The sequence below is a fragment of the uncultured Ruegeria sp. genome (assembly GCF_947504215.1).
Taxonomy (GTDB): Bacteria; Pseudomonadota; Alphaproteobacteria; order Rhodobacterales; family Rhodobacteraceae; genus Ruegeria.
Map to the genome: position 1 here is coordinate 1 of NZ_CANNGO010000010.1, position 18112 is coordinate 18112.

Consider the following 18112-nt stretch of genomic DNA (forward strand, 5'->3'; position numbering starts at 1 on the left):
TTACCACCAATCTCCTGGATCGGCTGCTTAATGGCCTCTCGGGCAATCTCAATGTCAGATTTATAACTCATGTGGGCAAGGTCCCTGATTGAATGCCGCGCAAAACCGACGCGGTGCGCCGACGATGTGCAATCCATACCGTTGTGTACAATCTCGATGGTTGTGGATTCCGACATTTTCATGCCGCGAAACGGCGTTGGGGCATGTCTGTCGCTTGCAATCGGAAACGAGAGGGGGCTATGGCGTCCAATTTCGCTGGTCGGGCACGAACAGCGTCATCGTGTCCCCCAGTTGAAGCACCCCGGGTCGTTCCACCCAGGCTGTTACACCACGACGCCCTTCTGCTGCGGGTTTGAACGCCGCGCCGTGCCCAGGTTGATCCGCTTCGATCTCGCGCCCGGGCAAAACGCAGGGACGATTTTCCATATCAACCGTTATTGTCAGACCGTTGGCGGCCTGTAACCGAGAGGATGGTGGAATATGGGTGAAGTCGGGGATTCCACTCAAAACAATCGAAGCCCCCAGATGCGAGGGATCCAGTTGGTCCAGACCCATCTCACGCGCAATCGCATCAAGTTCCTCAGCCGATAGAACAGAAAGCTGGCGGACGTTTCGGATTTCGGTGCCTTGCGGATAGACGTTCTTAACCCGCACGCAGGATGCACGATTCAGGCCTTCGTGACGGGCTCCGCTGTCACCCGCGAACCCAAGGCTTACCCCGTTCACCGCTTGGGCGCGCAAAGACTTGGCGGCAGGGACATGACCCAGCCAAACCACTTCAGCTACAAACTCTGTTTCACGCAAGACCGGCATGTGAACCCCATCGGAAGATACTCGCCCGCCATATTGACCTGATGCGATCTGATGAAAAGCGAAAATGAAAAGACCCGGGACAAGGCCCGGGTCTCTGTCACTATGCCGTGGGTTCCGGCTCCATCCCGCCCTCGGGCGGAGATTTTTTTACTTTGGTTTTGGGAATCGCAGTCACGCTGGGTGCACTGCCCTCATCAGGGGTGTCGCCTTCATCGTCGTTTTCACTGGGCGGTTCCCCATTCATGACGCGCTTGATCTCATCACCGGTCAGGGTTTCATATTCCAGAAGGCCCTGTGCCAACCGCTCCCATTCCTCAGTTTGTTCAGACAGGATTTGGTGGGCGCGTTCATAGCCCTGCTGGATGAGGCGTTTCACCTCTTCCTCGATCAGCTCTTTGGTATGCGCCGAAACCGAGAACCCGGCTGTGTTGCCTGAATAACCGTCATGCGCCTCGGCGTAGTCAATATTACCAACCTTGTCGGACATGCCCCAGCGCATCACCATGGCGCGCGACAGCTGGCTGGCTTGCATGATGTCACCTGCGGGACCGTTCGAGACGTGATCTTCACCGTATTTGATAACCTCGGCAGCCTTGCCAGCCATGGTCATAGCCAGTTTCTGCTCGCATTCATCACGGTGATAGTTCAGACGATCCATTTCGGGCAGCGACACAACCATACCCAGCGCGCCACCGCGCGGGATGATCGTCGCCTTATAGACCGGGTCACACAACGGCAGGGTCAGGCCCACAACGGCGTGACCGGCCTCGTGATAGGCGGTCTTTTCCTTTTGATCCTGGGTCAGCACCATCGAGCGACGCTCGGCCCCCATCATCACCTTGTCCTTGGCGTTCTCAAAGTCTTCCATCGTGACAAAGCGGCGACCGACACGCGCGGCCATCAGCGCGGCCTCATTTACGAGGTTGGCCAGATCAGCGCCCGAAAATCCCGGTGTACCGCGCGCAATGATGCGCAGATCAACATCGGGGCCCAAGGGTGTCTTGCGCGCGTGAACGCCCAGGATCTTCTCGCGGCCTTTGATGTCTGGGTTGCCTACGGTCACGTTGCGGTCGAAACGGCCCGGACGCAGCAGCGCAGGGTCCAAAACGTCCTTCCGGTTGGTGGCCGCAAGAATGATCACGCCTTCGTTGGCTTCGAACCCGTCCATCTCGACCAGCAACTGGTTGAGGGTCTGTTCGCGTTCATCGTTACCACCGCCATAGCCGGCGCCACGATGGCGACCTACGGCGTCAATCTCGTCGATGAAGACGATACAGGGGGCGTTCTTCTTGGCCTGTTCGAACATGTCGCGTACACGGCTTGCACCGACACCCACAAACATTTCAACAAAGTCTGAGCCTGAGATGGTAAAAAACGGCACACCGGCCTCACCCGCAATCGCACGCGCCAGAAGCGTCTTACCTGTACCCGGAGGGCCAACAAGCAACGCGCCTTTGGGAATCTTGCCGCCAAGACGCGAGAATTTCTGCGGGTTGCGCAGGAATTCCACGATCTCTTCCAGCTCTTCCTTGGCCTCGTCAATGCCTGCAACGTCATCAAAGGTCACGCGGCCATGCTTTTCGGTCAGCATCTTGGCCTTGGACTTGCCAAAACCCATCGCACCGCCTTTGCCGCCACCTTGCATCCTGTTCATGAAATAGACCCAGACGCCGATCAGCAGCAAGAAGGGCAGAAGCGTGATCAGGAACGATTGGAAGCCTGATTGCTGCTGCTTTTCAGCCCGGACCGGAATGTTCTCGTCGATCAAAAGCTTGGTTACTTCGGCATCGCCGGGTTTGATCGTGACATAGGTGCCGCCGCTTTCGGTCGTGTAGCGGATCTGCTCACCATCGAGGGTCACATTCTTGACGTCGCCCCCCTGCACGGCACTGACAAAGTCAGAATAGGTTCTTTCATTGCTCTGAAGCGTTCCGCCCGGTCCGCTGAACAAATTGAACAGTGCAAGGATCAGCAGAAACAGAACGACCCAAAAGGCGATATTGCGAGCGTTGCCCAAGGAAATTCTCCCAAAAGATTACGGCAGATGGGGATCTGCCGAGTTACTTCTTAAAATAGAGAGGATTGCGGCAGGTTCAATGCGATAAAAGCAACGTGTGAAACTCGGGCCAATCCGAGGCCAGTTCCGCGCGCCACCCGTTTGAATGCCCTGCCAATGGTGCAGCAAGCAGGTCGGTCCCTTGCCAGATCGAAGGTGATGACTTTAACGCAAGGCGCGGTCTGCCGGTTACACGCCAGTCCGGCAGCTGCAACAGGCCGCCCTCTCCAAGACCCCGAATTTCGGCCGTTTCCACCTTGGGCCCAGAGAAAACCCACCGTCCGTCCCAGCGTTCGCCGAGCGGGGCAGAAAGCCCTTCAATGGCCCCGAATTCCCTGCAAATCCAAGCTTTATTACCCTGCGGCACCACAAGGCAGCCCCCAATCGAGCCCGCTTGCCCACTCCGAACGGCCTTTAACGCCTGCGCAACCGTTGTTCGGCGCGGCGGATACCCTGCCCCAGAAATCCACAGGACGGCCCCTACCAAAATGCGCCGCTGAATTTCATCAGGCAGAGCGCCAAATCCTGCGCGATCCAGCACCACATCACCGTCGTTCACAGATGCGATTTTTCGCGCGGATTCCTGCGCATATACAGCTAAGGCCTCACGCGCTTGTGCAAGGTTTTCTGCAACCCTCGTCAAGACTTCCGGCGTAATTCCCGCAGGTTCAAGATCCTGCAAGGCTTTTCGCGCCTTTATCCGGTCAAACCGCATGTCCTGATTCGAAGGGTCTTCGATCCAACCAACATCGATCTCGGTCAGGTAATTGCGCAACCTTTGGCGGGTCACATCCAATAGCGGACGGAGCAACTGAACCCCACCCTGAGAGCGCGTGGCCGACATAGCCGACAGCCCTGTTACACCCGCGGCGCGCGCCAAGCGCATCAAAACGGTTTCAGCCTGATCGTCTGCGGTATGTCCCAAAGCAATGGCGGCTACGTCCTGATCACGCGCCCACTTTGTCAGCAAAGAATACCGGGCCTGACGGGCCTGATCCTGCAAGTTGCCTGTCTGGTCCCAATCTTGCCAACGCAGTGTATCGTGCGAGATCCCCAATCTCTGAGCTTGTCTCGCAACCGTCTGCGCCTCATCTGCTGATGCGGCGCGTAATCCGTGATCAACTGTAGCGACCCGCAGTTCGATCCCGTCCGCTTGCGCAATCTCGTTCAAAAGATGCATCAGCGCGACGGAATCACCCCCCCCCGAAACGGCGATGCCAAGACGGCGCGGCAGGACCTTGGGAAGTCGCGCGCGAAGGTCAGATCTTAAGCTGTCGGCGTGGCTGGTCAAGAACACCCCAGCGACGACATCTCCTGCGTGGCGCTTGATGCGGTTGCCGAGGATGGGAAGCGCACACCAACTTCGCTGAGCGTGATGCAGGCCTGATCGGTTTGCCCCAGACGCCCCAGAGCGGCGCCAAGTTCAAACAAAGCCTCGGGCGCAAACGTCCCTTCGGAATCGCCCGTAAAGCTGGCAAGAAAGGCCCGTGCCGCCTCGCGCGTGTCGCCCATCCCTTCCAGCGCCTGACCGCGTTTCAGGTTTGCTTCAGGCGCCAATGGGCTGCCGGGGTATGACGTGTCAAACTGCGAAAACAAGGTGGCCGCGGCTTGAAAATCACCATCCGCCAGCGCCTGAGATGCCGCGTCGAAATCGGCTCGCTCACCAACGGCCAGTTCAACTTGATCACTTGGGTTTGGATCAGTCGGTTGTACCGACGGCAGGTTTTCTGTTCCGCTATCTCCGCCTAGCGTTGGGGTTTCCTCGGTCGAAATATCGCAATTCGGCTCCAACTCACAAAGCCGAAACTCCATATCTCCGATCCGATTTGTGCCATCTGTGACAACATTCTGCACACGTTGGTTCAATTGTTCTGTCTGACGCGTCAGGCGCTGAAGCTCGGCCTCGATTGCGTCGACCCGTTCAAGGACCGAACTGCCGGAGAGGTTCGGCGCTGGCGACCCGGTCGTTGAAAACTCGCGCTTGAGGCGTTGAATTTCGACGTGTAACACCGTCAGTTCCTGCCGGATATCCGCCAGCGTCTGTTGATCTTGCGCTTGTGCTACGCCGACTGTCGCCATGACTGCGGCCAAGACCCATCCTGCAACTCGCATTGTCTTACCCCAATGTTGAACCGGTCAGCACCGTCACCGCGCGACGGTTCTTGGAATAGCATTCCTCGGTGCTGCATATCTCGATCGGGCGTTCCTTGCCATAGCTGACGGTTTGCAAACGGTTGCCCGCAACCCCGCGTGAGATCAGGAATTCCCGCGCTGCGTTTGCCCGACGTGCGCCCAGAGCAAGGTTGTATTCACGGGTGCCTTGTTCGTCCGCGTGACCTTCGATTTTGGCTACATAATCCGGGTTCGCCAAAAGCCATTCGGCCTGCCCCTGCAAGGTGGTTTTGGCCTGCGGCGTCAATGTCGACTGATCTACCGAGAACAGGACACGGTCGCCGACCGTCTGCTGGAAATACGCGGGCGAGCGCGGATCACTGGGTGAGCCCGGCACAATCGCACCGCTGCCACCAGCGCCACCACCCAGTGCCGAAGGATCATTGTTTGAACAGGCGGCGATCACACTCAGCGCGCCCAATGCCAGGATTTTGCCCAATACGTTCATTTCAAGTGCCTCGTGTTTTGATTATTGCCGCCTGTTTACCACAGCGACGGATTGTTGTGAACTTTGCCGCGCCCAAGCGGCGATCAATTTTGCAGTGGCCCCCAGGACGGATCGCTGCCGCCATCCGGCGTCCGTACTGGCCGCAGATTGCGGCCCGAGATATCCACCGAGTACAACGTGGCGCGGCCGCTGGCACCCTGCGTCTCGCGGGTGAACATAATCACCCGACCATTGGGGGACCATGTTGGGCCTTCATCCAGGAAAGAGGATGTCAGCAACCGTTCTTCATCCCCATTTGTCCGCATGACACCGATATGGAACCGGCCTTTGTTCTGCTTGGTAAAGGCAATTAGATCCCCACGCGGCGACCATACGGGGGTGCCATAGCGCCCCTGCCCAAAGCTGATGCGCGTCGCCTCGCCGCCATTGGCTGGCATGACATAAAGCTGTGGTGTCCCCGAACGGTCGCTTTCGAACACGATCTGACTGCCATCCGGTGAATAGCTTGGCGCGGTCTCGATCGCTGGCGTATTGGTGAGCCGCGCACTTTGACCCGAGGCCAGATCCATCCTCCAAAGATCCGTATTTCCGCCCTGGATCAGCGAATACACAATTGATCTCCCATCAGGTGAGAACCGGGGCGAAAAGCTCATGGTGCCGTCTTGGGTTCTCAGTTCTTGGCGCTGCACGCTGCCTACATCCAGAACATAGATGCGCGGGCTGCCGCTTTCGTAGCTGGTGTATAGCAGCCGGTCGCCAGAGGGCGAAAACCGCGGCGCAAGCACAATCGCAGCGCTGTCCGTCAGATATTGCACATTTGCGCCGTCGTAATCCATGATCGCCAAACGCTTGAGCCGTTGGTTCTTAGGCCCGCTTTCCGAGACAAACGCGACACGGCTGTCAAAGTAACCGCCTTCACCTGTGATCCGGCTGTAGACCTGATCGGCTACCTTGTGCGCCATGCGCCGCCAGCCATCGGTTGTTCCGGCCAGTTGCAGACCATCCCCTAGTTCCTGACCCGAGAACACATCCCAAACCCGAAACCGAACAGTCAGGCGCTCACCCGAAACGTTGACCGCACCTGTAACAAGAGCCTGAGCATTGATCGCCTTCCAGTCCGCAAACTGAACCGGAGCGTCAAAGCTGCTGACCCGGCTGATGAACGCATCCGAGGATATTTCCCGGAACAGCCCTGTTCCCGTCAAATCCGCGGCAACGACCCGAGAGATATCCGTGGCGTATTGCGCGGCAGATGCACCATCAGGCACGAAGTTCGGAACGGCAAAGGGCATGGGTTCGATGATCCCTTCGTCGATTTCCAGACGAAGGGGGCCACTCTGAGCGTGTACCGGTGCCGACAAAAGCGTCAGGCCAAGAACGAGGCTTGTCAGAAGTTTCATCATTTGATCCGCATCCTCTCGGGATTGAATGTAATCTCAATATCCTGCCACTGGTCGTATTTGTCAGCAGGCAGATCGTAGCCTTTCGACCCGCAGCGTAAAACCGCGCGTCGCGCGGCCTCGTAAGCTTGGCCCTCAGCAGCGGACGACCCACCAGAACTGTCCAGCTTGCGCACACTGTTGCCCACAACTGTGCCGTCTCGGTTCAGCGAAAAACCAACCACGACCACCACGTTCAGGGCATCCGTCGAAAGTGACCCGACATTCCAACAGCGCGAAACAGCTACGCGCATCGCATCCTTTTCGCCGCTGGTCAGCGGTGGGCCCGAAGGTTCTGTGCCCCCCTCCAGCGCTTCGGCCAACGCATCATTGATCGCCGCTTCGTCATTCTGCGAAGGCGTTTCCGGCGCTGGCTCAGGTGCTTCTGCTACAACCGGCTCGGCCGGAGGTGTCGGTCTGTTGGGCCGTACCCGCGGACGCGGCGACGTTCGAGGCGATTGTTCTTCGGTTTCTTCGGCCTCGGTCACAATTTCGGGCGCGGCTTCTTCCGGTGCTGTCTGATCCTGCTGTTCCTGCTGCGTTTCCGCGCCCTCATCAAGGGAAACAGGCGGTGTTTCAACGTCATCCGGTTTCGCTTCGGAGGGCGGTGGCGCAATGGCTTCTGGTGCAACCCGGTCCGCCGGGCGCGGCTGTGCCTCGGGCCCCGGAGGGACAGGAAGTGCGGCGGTTTCGGTTTCAGGTTCGATCAGAACCGGCAGTTCTTCAATCACTTCGGGCTCAGGAGGTGCTTCGACCGTTTCCGGTTCCGCCTCCGGCTCAGGTTCGGTCGGCGTTACCGGTTCGGGGCGCGGTTGTTGCTCCTGAACAGGTTCCGGCGCGTTGGCCTCGGGCTCTGGCTCTTCGGGCTGTTGCAAAGTGCTGGGCGGGGTCGGCACCTCGGGCGCGTTGCGCTGTGCAGTCAAGGCCGCAAATTGTTCCGCGCTAATCACAGACACATCCTGTACGGCCATAGGCAGCGGTTCGGACTTGAAGGTCCCGCCGAACAGCGCCCATCCAATCAAACTCACATGAGCAATCGCTGAAATCTTGGTGCCGGTGTCCACCGTGCGACCTCACTCTCCACCATCATCCAGCGTCGGGCCACCGGTATCGGTCACAAGGCCCACATTGGAAAACCCACCCGCATTCAACGCGCCCATGACCTGCATGACCTGCGAATAGGGTATTGCACCATCAGCCCGCAGGAACACGCGGTCGCTGCTGCGTTCTGCTGCAATCGCACGCAGTTTGCCAATCAACTCTTCGCGCAAAACGTCTGTGGTCTGGATCTGTACCAAGCCTTCCGCAGTCAAGGTCACTGTCAGCGGTTCTTCATTATCCCCGGGCAGCGCACTGGCCGCAGTCTTGGGCAAGTCGACGGGTACACCAACGGTTAACAAAGGTGCGGCAACCATGAAGATGATCAACAACACCAGCATGACATCGACAAAGGGGGTTACGTTGATCTCAGCCATCGGCTGCGCACGACCCCGACGCCGCCCGCGTCTGCGGCCATTGCCACCCGACGGTTGCTGTACCGCGGCCCCCATGTCAGCTGTCCAACTGACGCGACAGGATGGTGGCGAACTCGTCGGCGAACGCCTCATAGCCACCAACGATGCGATCACTGTCTGCGCTGAGTTTGTTGTAGAATATCACCGCCGGAATCGCGGCCAGCAGCCCCAAACCGGTGGCCAGCAAAGCTTCGGCAATGCCGGGTGCAACAACTGCTAGGTTGGTATTCTGCTGCTCGGCGATTTCGATGAAGGCGTTCATGATACCCCAAACGGTTCCGAACAGGCCGATAAACGGTGCGGTTGACCCCACGGTCGCCAGGATCGGCAGACCTTTCTGCAGTGTTTCCGCCTCTTTTGCGATGGCAACATCCATTGACCGATCAATCCGCGCCGTGGCACCTGCGATCAACCCGCCATCGTTTCGGTGCGACCTGCGCCATTCGATCATGCCTGACGCAAAAATCTTCTCGGAACTGCCATCGGGCCTTGATCCGATCTGTTCGAACAGCTCGTCCAGCGGATTCCCGGACCAGAAGGATTCATCGAATATCTGCGCCTCACGACGTGCAGATCGATAGTTGATGAGTTTCTGTATGATGATCGCCCAAGACCAGCCCGACGCGACGACCAGCATCAGCATCACCAGTTTGACGATGAAAGTCGCGCGGGCAAACAGCCCCCACATGGAGAAGTCGATCTCCTGCGCCAGCGCCAGCGTTTCAGCTTCCATGAACCTGCTCTTTTTTGCCTGACGGCCGTTTGTTTGGCCTTATTTTGCCAGACGCTAACGCAGTTGGCCCCGAAAAGCCAACAGAACCACCCCGGTCCCGCAATTTGTTACATCAATGCGCGAATCTCTGCCGGAAGGCGGATCGGTTTACCGGCGCGGTTGATGCAAACGGCCGTGACTGTGGCACGAAAAATCTCGGTTTCTCCGCGCCGAACACTCTGTGACATGGTCAGACGCACACCCGACAGCGAGACAACATCCGTCTCAACCACCAACTCGTCCTCGAACTTCGCTGGCGCGAGGTAATCCGCCTCGACCCGGCGCACGACCCAGACGACCCCTTCCTCGCGCATCGCGTTCTGGTCATTGCCCAGCTTGCGTACCCAGTCCGAGCGGGCACGTTCGATGTAACGCAGGTAGTTCGCATGGTAAACGACCCCGCCCATGTCTGTATCTTCATAATATACCCGGACAGGATAGGTATGTGTCATTGCTGTTGCTCCAGCCGGGCAAACAGCCTGAGCGCATGGGACTTGTCCCGCGCTGCCCCCGGCAAAACCGGATCATAAGCGGCACGGATCACCCCGGCAATATCGGGACGCAAGATCGTTGCATCGCCCGCAACCGCCAAGGGTGATGCGTCGCGAAAGGCAGTGTCCGACCACAGCAGGGCTGTCTGGACCACTTGGCTCAGCGCAAGAGTCTCAGCCGGAACGTCTGACAATTCGGCATCCATGCGTAGAAACACAAATGCCGCGCGGATCGCGCCGTCCTCTTCGAACCGGAAGATGCGATACTGATTGGCGTCCGCCGCGACCAAACGTTCAACCAGCGGTCCGAGATCCGGGATTAGACGATCCAGATCCGGCACGTCGGTCAATTCCCGCCAGTCCCGAAAAAAGAAGACCATGCAATTTGCGCCCAGCTCGGGGTCCGTCTCGGCCATTTTGTGGCCTGCCAAAGCTACGACTGCCTCGAAAGCACCTTTCACCGTGGCCAACGTTTTATCTTCGACGCCAAAAACAATCGGCACGATGGGGCGACCCCACCGCGCGAACAGAAACTCACCGCTTTCGCGTGTAAAAAGCGCTTCGATCTCGTCAGGTGTCACACCCAATCCTTCATCTTTTCAAAATACTCTCGCCGAAGGCATAAAATCTCTAAGATGCGGCTTCAACCAAACAAATCGTTTTGGCCTTTGGGTGCAGCCATACCAAGATGCGTCCAAGCTTTTTGCGCCAGCATCCGGCCGCGAGGCGTACGCTGGATCAGGCCCTGCTGCAACAGGAAGGGTTCAATCACATCTTCCAACGAGTCCCGGCTTTCGGACAGCGCCGCAGACAGCGTCTCAATCCCCACGGGACCACCCGCGTAGTTTTCGGCGATCAGCTTCAGATATCGACGATCCGCTCCATCCAGACCCAAGTTATCGACACCCAATCGCGTCAGGGCACCATCCGCCAGATCCCGCGTGATCCGCCCATCTCCTTCGACGATGGCAAAATCAACAACCCGCCGAAGCAGCCTGCCAGCGATCCGTGGCGTGCCGCGCGACCGTCGCGCAATTTCCCACGCACCATCATCATCCGCTGGCGCGCCCAACTTGCGCGCATTTCGCGTGACAATCTCGTGCAACTCATCAATCTCATAGAATTGCAACCGTGTCGGAATACCAAATCGATCGCGTAATGGTGTGGTCAACAGACCCATCCGTGTGGTCGCACCAACCAGCGTGAAAGGCTGCAATTCGATCCGCACCGTCCGCGCAGCCGGACCTTCGCCAATTACCAGATCCAGCTCGAAATCCTCCATCGCAGGATAGAGCACCTCTTCGACCGCCGGGTTCAGGCGGTGGATTTCGTCGATGAACAGCACATCGCGGGCTTCAAGATTGGTCAGAATCGCCGCCAGATCGCCGGCCTTGGCCAGCACCGGCCCCGAAGTCATGCGGAAATTCACGCCCAGCTCGCGCGCTATGATCTGCGCCAACGTCGTCTTGCCCAGCCCTGGAGGGCCGTGAAACAGCGTGTGATCCATCGCCTCACCGCGTTGACGGGCGGATTGGATGAAAATGCGCAGGTTGGCACGGGCTTCGGCCTGACCGATGAAATCATCCAATGTCTGCGGTCGCAAGGCGCGGTCATTGTCTTCCGGCAACGGCTCTGGGCGCAGGGTGGGATCGACGTCTACCATTCACTCAGCCTTTCGGAGCCAGCAGCTTCAATGCGGCACGGATCAGATCTGTTTCTTCAGCGTCAGGCAGACTCGCCGCAGCTTCGGCCACCGCCGTCGCAGCATCGGACGGGCTATAGCCTAGATTGGCCAGCGCAGACAAAGCGCCAGCTGACGCGGCAGCTGCTCCGGTAGGTGGTTTTAGCGTTCGTTTTGCGACTGGCGTAGGGCCAGTCGGCTCGATTACATCCAACGCGGGGCCGTCCATCGCCTCGGTCACCGTACCGCCCATCGCCATAACGCCCGGGGCTTTGTCCTTCAGGTCCAGGACGATGCGCTGCGCTGTTTTGGGCCCAACGCCCTTGGCGGCCTTGACCGTAGCCCAGTCACCCAACGCGATTGCGCGGCTGACACCATCTGGTCCCAAAGCGCTCAGGATCCCAAGCGACACTTTGGCCCCAACCCCCTGAACCGAACACAACAGCCGGTGCCATTCTTTTTCGACCAGTGACAGGAACCCATAAAGCTGCATCAGGTCTTCGCGCACGACCATGTCGGTGTAGATCGAGATCGCCTCACCCACGCCTGGCAAGGCGGCCATGGTCCTGTCGGAACAATAGACCAGATAGCCAACACCCCGGACATCAATTAGCACATGATCCGCCGCGCGATAATCCAATCGTCCCGTCAGCTTGCCGATCATGCCCGTACCTCTTTCAACCGTGCCTGTGGAGAAGTGCCATAGTAGGAATGACAGATTGCGATCGCCAGCGCGTCCGCAGCATCGGCCCCTTTGGGCTGGCAGCCTGGTAGTTGCAGCTTGACCATGTGCAAAACCTGTTCTTTCTCGGCATGGCCGACACCCACCACAGTCTTCTTGACCCGGTTCGGAGCATACTCCCCCACTTGCAACCCAGCCTTTGCCAGCGTCAGCAACGCCACGCCCCGTGCCTGACCCAGTTTGAGCGTCCCCGCCCCATCCTTGTTCACAAAAGTCTGTTCGATAGCGGCCTGATCTGGTTGATGTTCTGCAATCACTTCGACGATCTGATTGTGCAGAGACAAAAGTCGTTCACCAAGATCGTCCCCATCGGATTTGCATAAACCATTCGCAACATGGCTCAGGCGGCTGCCATTCGATTCGATGACGCCCCATCCCAGGGTTCTCAACCCCGGATCAATGCCTAGAATTCGCATAGTTTGTCTCGGCCTGCTCGGGTTATGTGATCTTTTTTCAACGCCTAGCACGAAGCGTGAACATTTTCCAAGCGAATTGACCTGAAGCCGGAAAACGACATGTATGTCGTAGCCGTGCCGCCAAGGGCAGTTTGCGACCTCAGAAAGCCTGAATTCGACACGTTCATGAACGCAAATTCACTAATTATTTAAGGGTATTACACCTGTGTGAAGTATTGCAGAAAATGCATAGGACACATGCAAAAACTGAACTTGCGCACAGCGAATCTCAGCACTACATGCCGCTCAGATCGCAAGATTGCAAAGTTAACACAAACCAGAAGGAAACAGGATATGGCTGCACTAGACACAACCCGCTTCGCAACCACTGGCTCATTCGGCCTCGTCGGCCGTATCGGCGCATTTTTCGCAACAGCTGTGAATGCTGCTGTCGAATGGAATGACGCCCGCGTAACGCGGAACGCGCTGACTGGTCTGACCGACCGCGAACTGGAAGATATCGGCCTGTGCCGTGGCGACATCGACGCCATTGCTGAGGGTCGCCGGTAAACACCGACCAATCACTCACACACCCCACATCCTCCCTGTGGGGCAAAGAAAACACCGCGCGCCGGACAGCACGCGGTGTTTTTTTACGTCAGAAGAAGCTTAGTAGAGGATTTTGTTCAGCTGAACTGCCATTGCTTCGGACAACGGGTCAATCTGCATGACCCAAGCACCGGCCTGTTCGACCGATGTGCCCTCATTCAGGCTGTCGATCCGGTACTGATACCCGGACGGCCCGAGACTGGACAATAAGAACGCTTTGAATGCAAAGAACGCCAAAAGGCTTAGCAACATCACTTTTGCCGGCACCGCAGAGCGCACACGCTGCGGCTTCATCACCACCAAGCCATCCTTGCGCATGGATGCGCGATAGCCGCGGCTCATCTTTTGGTGTTTTTTGCTCAGGCGATGAACGCGCTGATCAAACTCAAGTTGTTTTCCCGTCATGGCAGCCTCCACAAACCGCCCCCCTCAAATCCATTAAGAAACGGTAAATAGAGATTACGTCAAAATCTGGGCAAGAATCCACAAAGCTCCTGCAAATGGCCTAAATTGCGCCCTGTTTGGTTAAGATTAGCGTTGTCCATTCACCAATCTCGCTGCGATTACTGAGATTAAATCCGTTTTGTAGATAAACCGCGACCACATCATCGGCCTGTTCGTTGAGGATTCCCGACAAGATGGCATGCCCTCCGTCATGCAGATTCGCTCCAATTTCAGGAGACAGCGCCACCAACGGGCCCTTCAGGATATTGGCAAAGATCAGATCATAGGGCGCCAAAGCTTTTAGGTCCGGGTGATCAAAACCGGCCGCTTCCACACAGCGAACGGCACCGGACATACCGTTTGCCTTCAGGTTGGCCTCGGCCACATCTACGGCGACCTGATCGATATCACTGGCCAAAATATCACCATTCCAGACACGCGCCGCGGCCATTGCCAAAACGGCGGTGCCGCACCCGATATCGGCCACCTTGGTCGCGCTAAAACCCTGATCCAGCAGATGATCCAACGCGTTCAAACACCCGAGTGTGGTGCCATGATGCCCCGTCCCAAAGGCCATTGCCGCCTCGATCAACAAGGGGATGCGATTCTTCGGCAGTTTGTCGGCGTCATGGCTGCCGTAGACAAAAAAGCGTCCAGCCTCGACCGGCGCCAGTTCACGGCGCACATGCGCGACCCAGTCTGTTTCGGGCAACTCGGAGACAACAAAGGGCCTTGCACCAAACGCCGCGGTCAACACGGCCAGAGCGGTTTCGTCTGGCGCTTCGGTGAAGTACCCGCCAACTTCCCATAGGCCCGACCCGTCTTCTACCTCAAAGACACCAACACCAGTGGGTTCGGGATCCAGACGCTCCATCGCTTCGCCCAGATTTTCGGCTGCGGCTTTGCCGGTCAGGGTTGTCAGCGCGGTGAATGTGGGCATGAAAGCCTCCTGTTCAAGTCGCTCCAGCGCCTATGGCGACGGATCGCCAAGGTCAAGCTCTGCACGCTATTCCGCCGGGGCGGGAGCGTATTTGGACAGAATTGTTTCGTTGCCCGGTTCCGGGTGGCGTGGGATTAACAGAGACAGCCCCAGGGAAATCATCGCCATAGCGGCCGCCAGCGCAAATACAGCACCAGGCGACACCACCCATAACAGGCCCAGAAGCGCGGGCAGAAACACAGCCGCGATGTGGTTGATAGTAAAGGCCACGGCTGCGGTCGGCGCGATATCGGCAGGATCAGCAATTTTCTGGAAGTAGGTTTTAAGCGCCAACGCCAACGCAAACAGCACGTGATCGATCACATATAGGATTGCTGCCAGCAAAACGCCCCACCCGAACCAGTAGATCCCACCGTATGCCGCGAAGACGATGGCAAGCCCGGCATATTCGAAGATCAGTGTACGGCGCTCGCCAAACATGGACACTGCCTTACCCAACAAGGGTGCGGCAGCAATGTTGATCACCAGATTGATCAGATAGAGGCTGGTCAGCTCATGCACCTCAAAGCCGAATTTCTCGACCATCATGAAACCCGCGAAGACAACAAAAATTTGGCGCCGTGCTCCGGCCATGAACTGCAACGCATAATACAACCAGTACCGTCGGCGCAGCACCACCTTTTTCGTCTGCGGTGTGGGCGCATCGAATTGCGGATAGGCGATCAGACAGAGCAGGGCCAGCACGGCGGTAAAACCGCCCGCGGCCATGAAGACCGTATTGTAAGATAAATCGAACCGGTCCCAGGTCAGCACGATCAGGCCATAGACCACCAAAGTCGACGCGGATCCCATGGCCACAAGCCATCCCAGCACCTGAGGTGCCCGGTCTTTACGGAGCCATTGCAATTGCAGGGACTGGTTCACTGTCTCGTAGTAGTGAAAGCCGACTGAGCTGAAAAACGTAACAAACAAAAGGCCGCCAAGACTTGGAAACCAAGCCGTAATTGCCGTTGCGACGCCCAGCAGCATCAGGGATATCATCGCGAGCACCTGCTCGCGGACAATCAGAATCACAGCTATGACGCCGACGGCCAGAAACCCCGGAATCTCTCGCACCGTGTGCAGCAAACCAATGTCTGCCCCATCGAAATTTGCCACTTCGATGACGAAGTTGTTCAACAACGCGCTCCACGCATTGAACGCGATCGGCATGGTCAGTGCCATCACGAACAAAAGCGTTACGGGGCGTCGCCAATATGGCAGGCTTTGCGCCTTGGAAAGTGGCATTGGTTTCAGCATGAGAGTCCTCTACGCCCAAATCGCCGTATTGGCGAGCGGAAAGCTGAGCGCGCACAACGGCTCTGCACTGGTGCAGAGGTCAGTAGAAATTCTGTGGATCAATATCGACCGTCAGTCGAATATCCCCTTTCAAGCGGAGCGGAGCGATCCACTTTGCAATCGCATCCTGAATGGGTGCGCCTTTCGGCGCTTTGACCAGCAAGCGCACGCGATGGCGCCCGCGGATACGGGCGATCGGGGCTGGGGCCGGGCCAAAGACCTGCGCGCCGATATCACGAAGCGGCGCATCGTTGCGGGCCATCGCATTGCCGATATCAAACACCGGTCCGACCTCTGGCCCTGACAGCACTATTCCGGCCATTCGGCCGTAAGGCGGCACGCCTGCTGCCTGACGACCAGCAGCTTCGGCGGCCCAGAACCCTTCCTCATCCCCTGATAGGATCGCGCGGATCACGGGATGTTCGGGCTGGAAGGTTTGCAACAGCGCCAGTCCCGGCTTGTCCGCTCGTCCGGCACGCCCCGACACTTGCCTCATCAACTGAAATGTCCGCTCTGCTGCGCGCAAATCGGCCCCATGCAGGCTGAGATCAGCGTCAATCACACCAACAAGGGTCAGTTTCGGAAAATTATGCCCCTTGGCCACCAACTGAGTACCGATGATGATATCTGCGTCGCCCTGGGCAATCTCTTCGATCTTGGCCTTCAGTGCCCGTGCCGATCCAAACAGATCGGAACTGAGCATTGCAACCTTGGCGTCTGGGAACGTTGCTTCGGCTTCTTCGGCCAACCGCTCAATCCCCGGTCCGACCGGCGCCATCTTCCCTTCCACACCACAGGACGGGCAGGCCTCAGGCATTGGCTTGGTCTCGCCGCATTGGTGGCACATCAGGCGTTTCAGAAACCGATGCTCGACCATTCGGGCGTCGCAGTGATCGCACGCGATCTGTTCGCCACAAGCTCGGCACAAGGTCACGGGGGCGTAGCCACGGCGGTTGATGAACAGCAGGGACTGCTCAGATCTCTCGATCCGCTGCAGCACCGCCTGTCGCAGAGAAGGTGAGATCCACGTCCCCGGCTGCATCTGTTCGGCGCGCATGTCGATGGGCTTCATCTTTGGCAGAACCGCAGCGCCAAAGCGCGAGGTCAGATCCAGCCGATCGTATTTGTCCGCCGCGGCATTGGCCCAGCTTTCCAAAGAGGGCGTGGCACTGGCAAGGATCACTCGCGCACCACATATGGCCGCGCGCAATACCGCCATGTCACGAGCGCTGTAATGAACACCGTCCTCTTGTTTGTACGACGTGTCATGTTCCTCATCGACCACAACAAGCCCGAGGTTGCGAAACGGCAAGAAAAGGGCCGACCGGGCGCCGATCACCATCTGCGCATCGCCCTGCCCGACCATACGCCAGACCCTTCGACGTTCGGTCATCGTTGCACCCGAATGCCATTCCGCCGGTCGCGCGCCAAACCGGGCTTCTACACGGGTCAGAAATTCGGCGGTTAGGGCAATCTCGGGCAACAGAACCAATGCCTGACGTCCCATCCGCAGTGTCTCGGCCACAGCTTCCAGATACACCTCAGTTTTGCCGGATCCGGTGACGCCCTTCAGCAAGGTGGTGCCATAGTCTCGGGTGCGCAAACCGGTCTGCAGGGTCGCTACTGCGCGGGCCTGATCTTCCGACAGCTCTTTGCCCGGCAATTCCGGGTCGAGATGCGGATATGGCAAATCCCGCGGGCTGTCCTCTTCCCGTACTGCCCCCAGCTTGACCAGCCCTTTGACAACCGACGACGTCACACCCGCTTGCTCAGCCAGTTCTTTGAGCGTAAATGCCAGCCCGCCATAGTCGCGCAACACCTCCAGTACACGGGTTCGCGCGTCAGTCATCCGATCGGGTTCACCACTTCCCAGCCGGTAAATCTTGCGCATCGACGGCGGATCACCCAACCCCGGGGCACGCGTCGCCAGTCGTAACATCGCGGGCATCGGCGTAAGGGTGTAGTCAGCAACCTTACCAAGAAACAGGCGCATTTCTTCGCGCATCGGCGCGACCTCAAGCACGCGGATTATCGACCGGGCTTTGCTAAGATCAAAGCCACCGCGCCCCGGGCCCCAAACCACGCCAAGAACCTTGCGCGGTCCAAGCGGCACTTCGACGAACGCACCCTGAAAGCACCCGCCCTCGGGTGCTTTGTAATCCAGCGTTCGGTCCAGTGGCTGCGTTGTCAGCACCGAAACCAGCTCTCCTTGGTCGAAAAATCCGTTAGCGCTCACGGCATATCCTTCGCAGGGGGTT

General features: G+C 58.1%; 19 protein-coding genes. 1 reads left to right on the forward strand and 18 read right to left on the reverse strand.

Annotation, left to right across the window (positions count from 1 at the left end):
- Window positions 1-237 precede the first annotated feature (237 nt).
- The 14 genes from Q1B21_RS16335 to ruvC all read right to left on the reverse strand — a co-directional run bounded on the left by Q1B21_RS16335 (window position 238) and on the right by ruvC (window position 12544).
- Window positions 238-813 carry an MOSC domain-containing protein gene (locus Q1B21_RS16335; protein WP_299890970.1) on the reverse strand — a complete coding sequence of 192 codons (576 nt, stop codon included), beginning with the start codon at window positions 811-813 and terminating at the stop codon, window positions 238-240.
- Window positions 814-913: 100 nt separating this feature from the next.
- Window positions 914-2830 (reverse strand): ATP-dependent zinc metalloprotease FtsH, encoded by a 1917-nt coding sequence (ftsH, locus tag Q1B21_RS16340; protein WP_298936658.1) that lies wholly within the window; start codon window positions 2828-2830, stop codon window positions 914-916.
- Between the two features lie 76 nt (window positions 2831-2906).
- Complete coding sequence (tilS, locus tag Q1B21_RS16345) at window positions 2907-4166, reverse strand: tRNA lysidine(34) synthetase TilS (RefSeq protein WP_366140931.1); 1260 nt, start codon at window positions 4164-4166, stop codon at window positions 2907-2909.
- Window positions 4157-4981, reverse strand: a complete 825-nt coding sequence (ybgF, locus tag Q1B21_RS16350; protein WP_298936657.1) for a tol-pal system protein YbgF — start codon at window positions 4979-4981, stop codon at window positions 4157-4159. The genes tilS and ybgF overlap by 10 nt, the downstream gene beginning before the upstream one ends.
- Before the next feature lie 4 nt (window positions 4982-4985).
- Window positions 4986-5489, reverse strand: coding sequence for a peptidoglycan-associated lipoprotein Pal (gene pal, locus Q1B21_RS16355; RefSeq protein WP_298936656.1), 504 nt, complete (start codon window positions 5487-5489; stop codon window positions 4986-4988).
- Window positions 5490-5572: 83 nt separating this feature from the next.
- Window positions 5573-6892, reverse strand: a complete 1320-nt coding sequence (gene tolB / locus Q1B21_RS16360) for a Tol-Pal system beta propeller repeat protein TolB (protein ID WP_298936655.1) — start codon at window positions 6890-6892, stop codon at window positions 5573-5575.
- Complete coding sequence (locus tag Q1B21_RS16365) at window positions 6889-7992, reverse strand: energy transducer TonB (RefSeq protein WP_299890972.1); 1104 nt, start codon at window positions 7990-7992, stop codon at window positions 6889-6891. Before Q1B21_RS16365 ends, tolB begins: the two co-directional genes overlap by 4 nt.
- A 9-nt stretch (window positions 7993-8001) precedes the next feature.
- Window positions 8002-8478: a protein TolR gene (gene tolR / locus Q1B21_RS16370; protein WP_298936653.1), complete on the reverse strand. Its 477-nt coding sequence runs from the start codon at window positions 8476-8478 to the stop codon at window positions 8002-8004.
- Between the two features lies 1 nt (window position 8479).
- Window positions 8480-9175 (reverse strand): protein TolQ, encoded by a 696-nt coding sequence (tolQ, locus tag Q1B21_RS16375; RefSeq protein ID WP_298936652.1) that lies wholly within the window; start codon window positions 9173-9175, stop codon window positions 8480-8482.
- Between the two features lie 107 nt (window positions 9176-9282).
- Window positions 9283-9666 (reverse strand): tol-pal system-associated acyl-CoA thioesterase, encoded by a 384-nt coding sequence (gene ybgC, locus Q1B21_RS16380; RefSeq protein WP_298936651.1) that lies wholly within the window; start codon window positions 9664-9666, stop codon window positions 9283-9285.
- Window positions 9663-10286: a hypothetical protein gene (locus tag Q1B21_RS16385; protein WP_299890976.1), complete on the reverse strand. Its 624-nt coding sequence runs from the start codon at window positions 10284-10286 to the stop codon at window positions 9663-9665. Before Q1B21_RS16385 ends, ybgC begins: the two co-directional genes overlap by 4 nt.
- Window positions 10287-10348: 62 nt before the next feature.
- Window positions 10349-11368 (reverse strand): Holliday junction branch migration DNA helicase RuvB, encoded by a 1020-nt coding sequence (ruvB, locus tag Q1B21_RS16390; RefSeq protein WP_298936649.1) that lies wholly within the window; start codon window positions 11366-11368, stop codon window positions 10349-10351.
- 4 nt (window positions 11369-11372) lie between these two features.
- On the reverse strand, window positions 11373-12050 hold the full coding sequence (gene ruvA, locus Q1B21_RS16395) for a Holliday junction branch migration protein RuvA (protein WP_299890978.1): 678 nt from the start codon (window positions 12048-12050) through the stop codon (window positions 11373-11375).
- On the reverse strand, window positions 12047-12544 hold the full coding sequence (ruvC, locus tag Q1B21_RS16400) for a crossover junction endodeoxyribonuclease RuvC (protein WP_299890980.1): 498 nt from the start codon (window positions 12542-12544) through the stop codon (window positions 12047-12049). The genes ruvA and ruvC overlap by 4 nt, the downstream gene beginning before the upstream one ends.
- Window positions 12545-12877: 333 nt before the next feature.
- Between ruvC and Q1B21_RS16405 the strand changes: the two genes are divergently transcribed.
- A complete protein-coding gene (locus tag Q1B21_RS16405) occupies window positions 12878-13093 on the forward strand; it encodes a DUF1127 domain-containing protein (RefSeq protein ID WP_298936646.1) in 216 nt (71 codons plus the stop codon).
- 99 nt (window positions 13094-13192) lie between these two features.
- Here the strand turns inward: Q1B21_RS16405 and Q1B21_RS16410 are convergent, their stop codons facing one another.
- The 4 genes from Q1B21_RS16410 to Q1B21_RS16425 all read right to left on the reverse strand — a co-directional run bounded on the left by Q1B21_RS16410 (window position 13193) and on the right by Q1B21_RS16425 (window position 18090).
- Window positions 13193-13537, reverse strand: a complete 345-nt coding sequence (locus tag Q1B21_RS16410) for a hypothetical protein (RefSeq protein WP_298936645.1) — start codon at window positions 13535-13537, stop codon at window positions 13193-13195.
- Between the two features lie 100 nt (window positions 13538-13637).
- The gene (locus Q1B21_RS16415; protein WP_299890983.1) at window positions 13638-14516 is read right to left on the reverse strand and encodes a 50S ribosomal protein L11 methyltransferase; all 879 of its coding nucleotides are present in this window, start codon (window positions 14514-14516) and stop codon (window positions 13638-13640) included.
- 66 nt (window positions 14517-14582) lie between these two features.
- Window positions 14583-15815, reverse strand: a complete 1233-nt coding sequence (locus tag Q1B21_RS16420; protein WP_299890985.1) for an MFS transporter — start codon at window positions 15813-15815, stop codon at window positions 14583-14585.
- Between the two features lie 79 nt (window positions 15816-15894).
- Window positions 15895-18090, reverse strand: coding sequence for a primosomal protein N' (locus Q1B21_RS16425; protein ID WP_299890987.1), 2196 nt, complete (start codon window positions 18088-18090; stop codon window positions 15895-15897).
- Window positions 18091-18112: the final 22 nt, after the last annotated feature.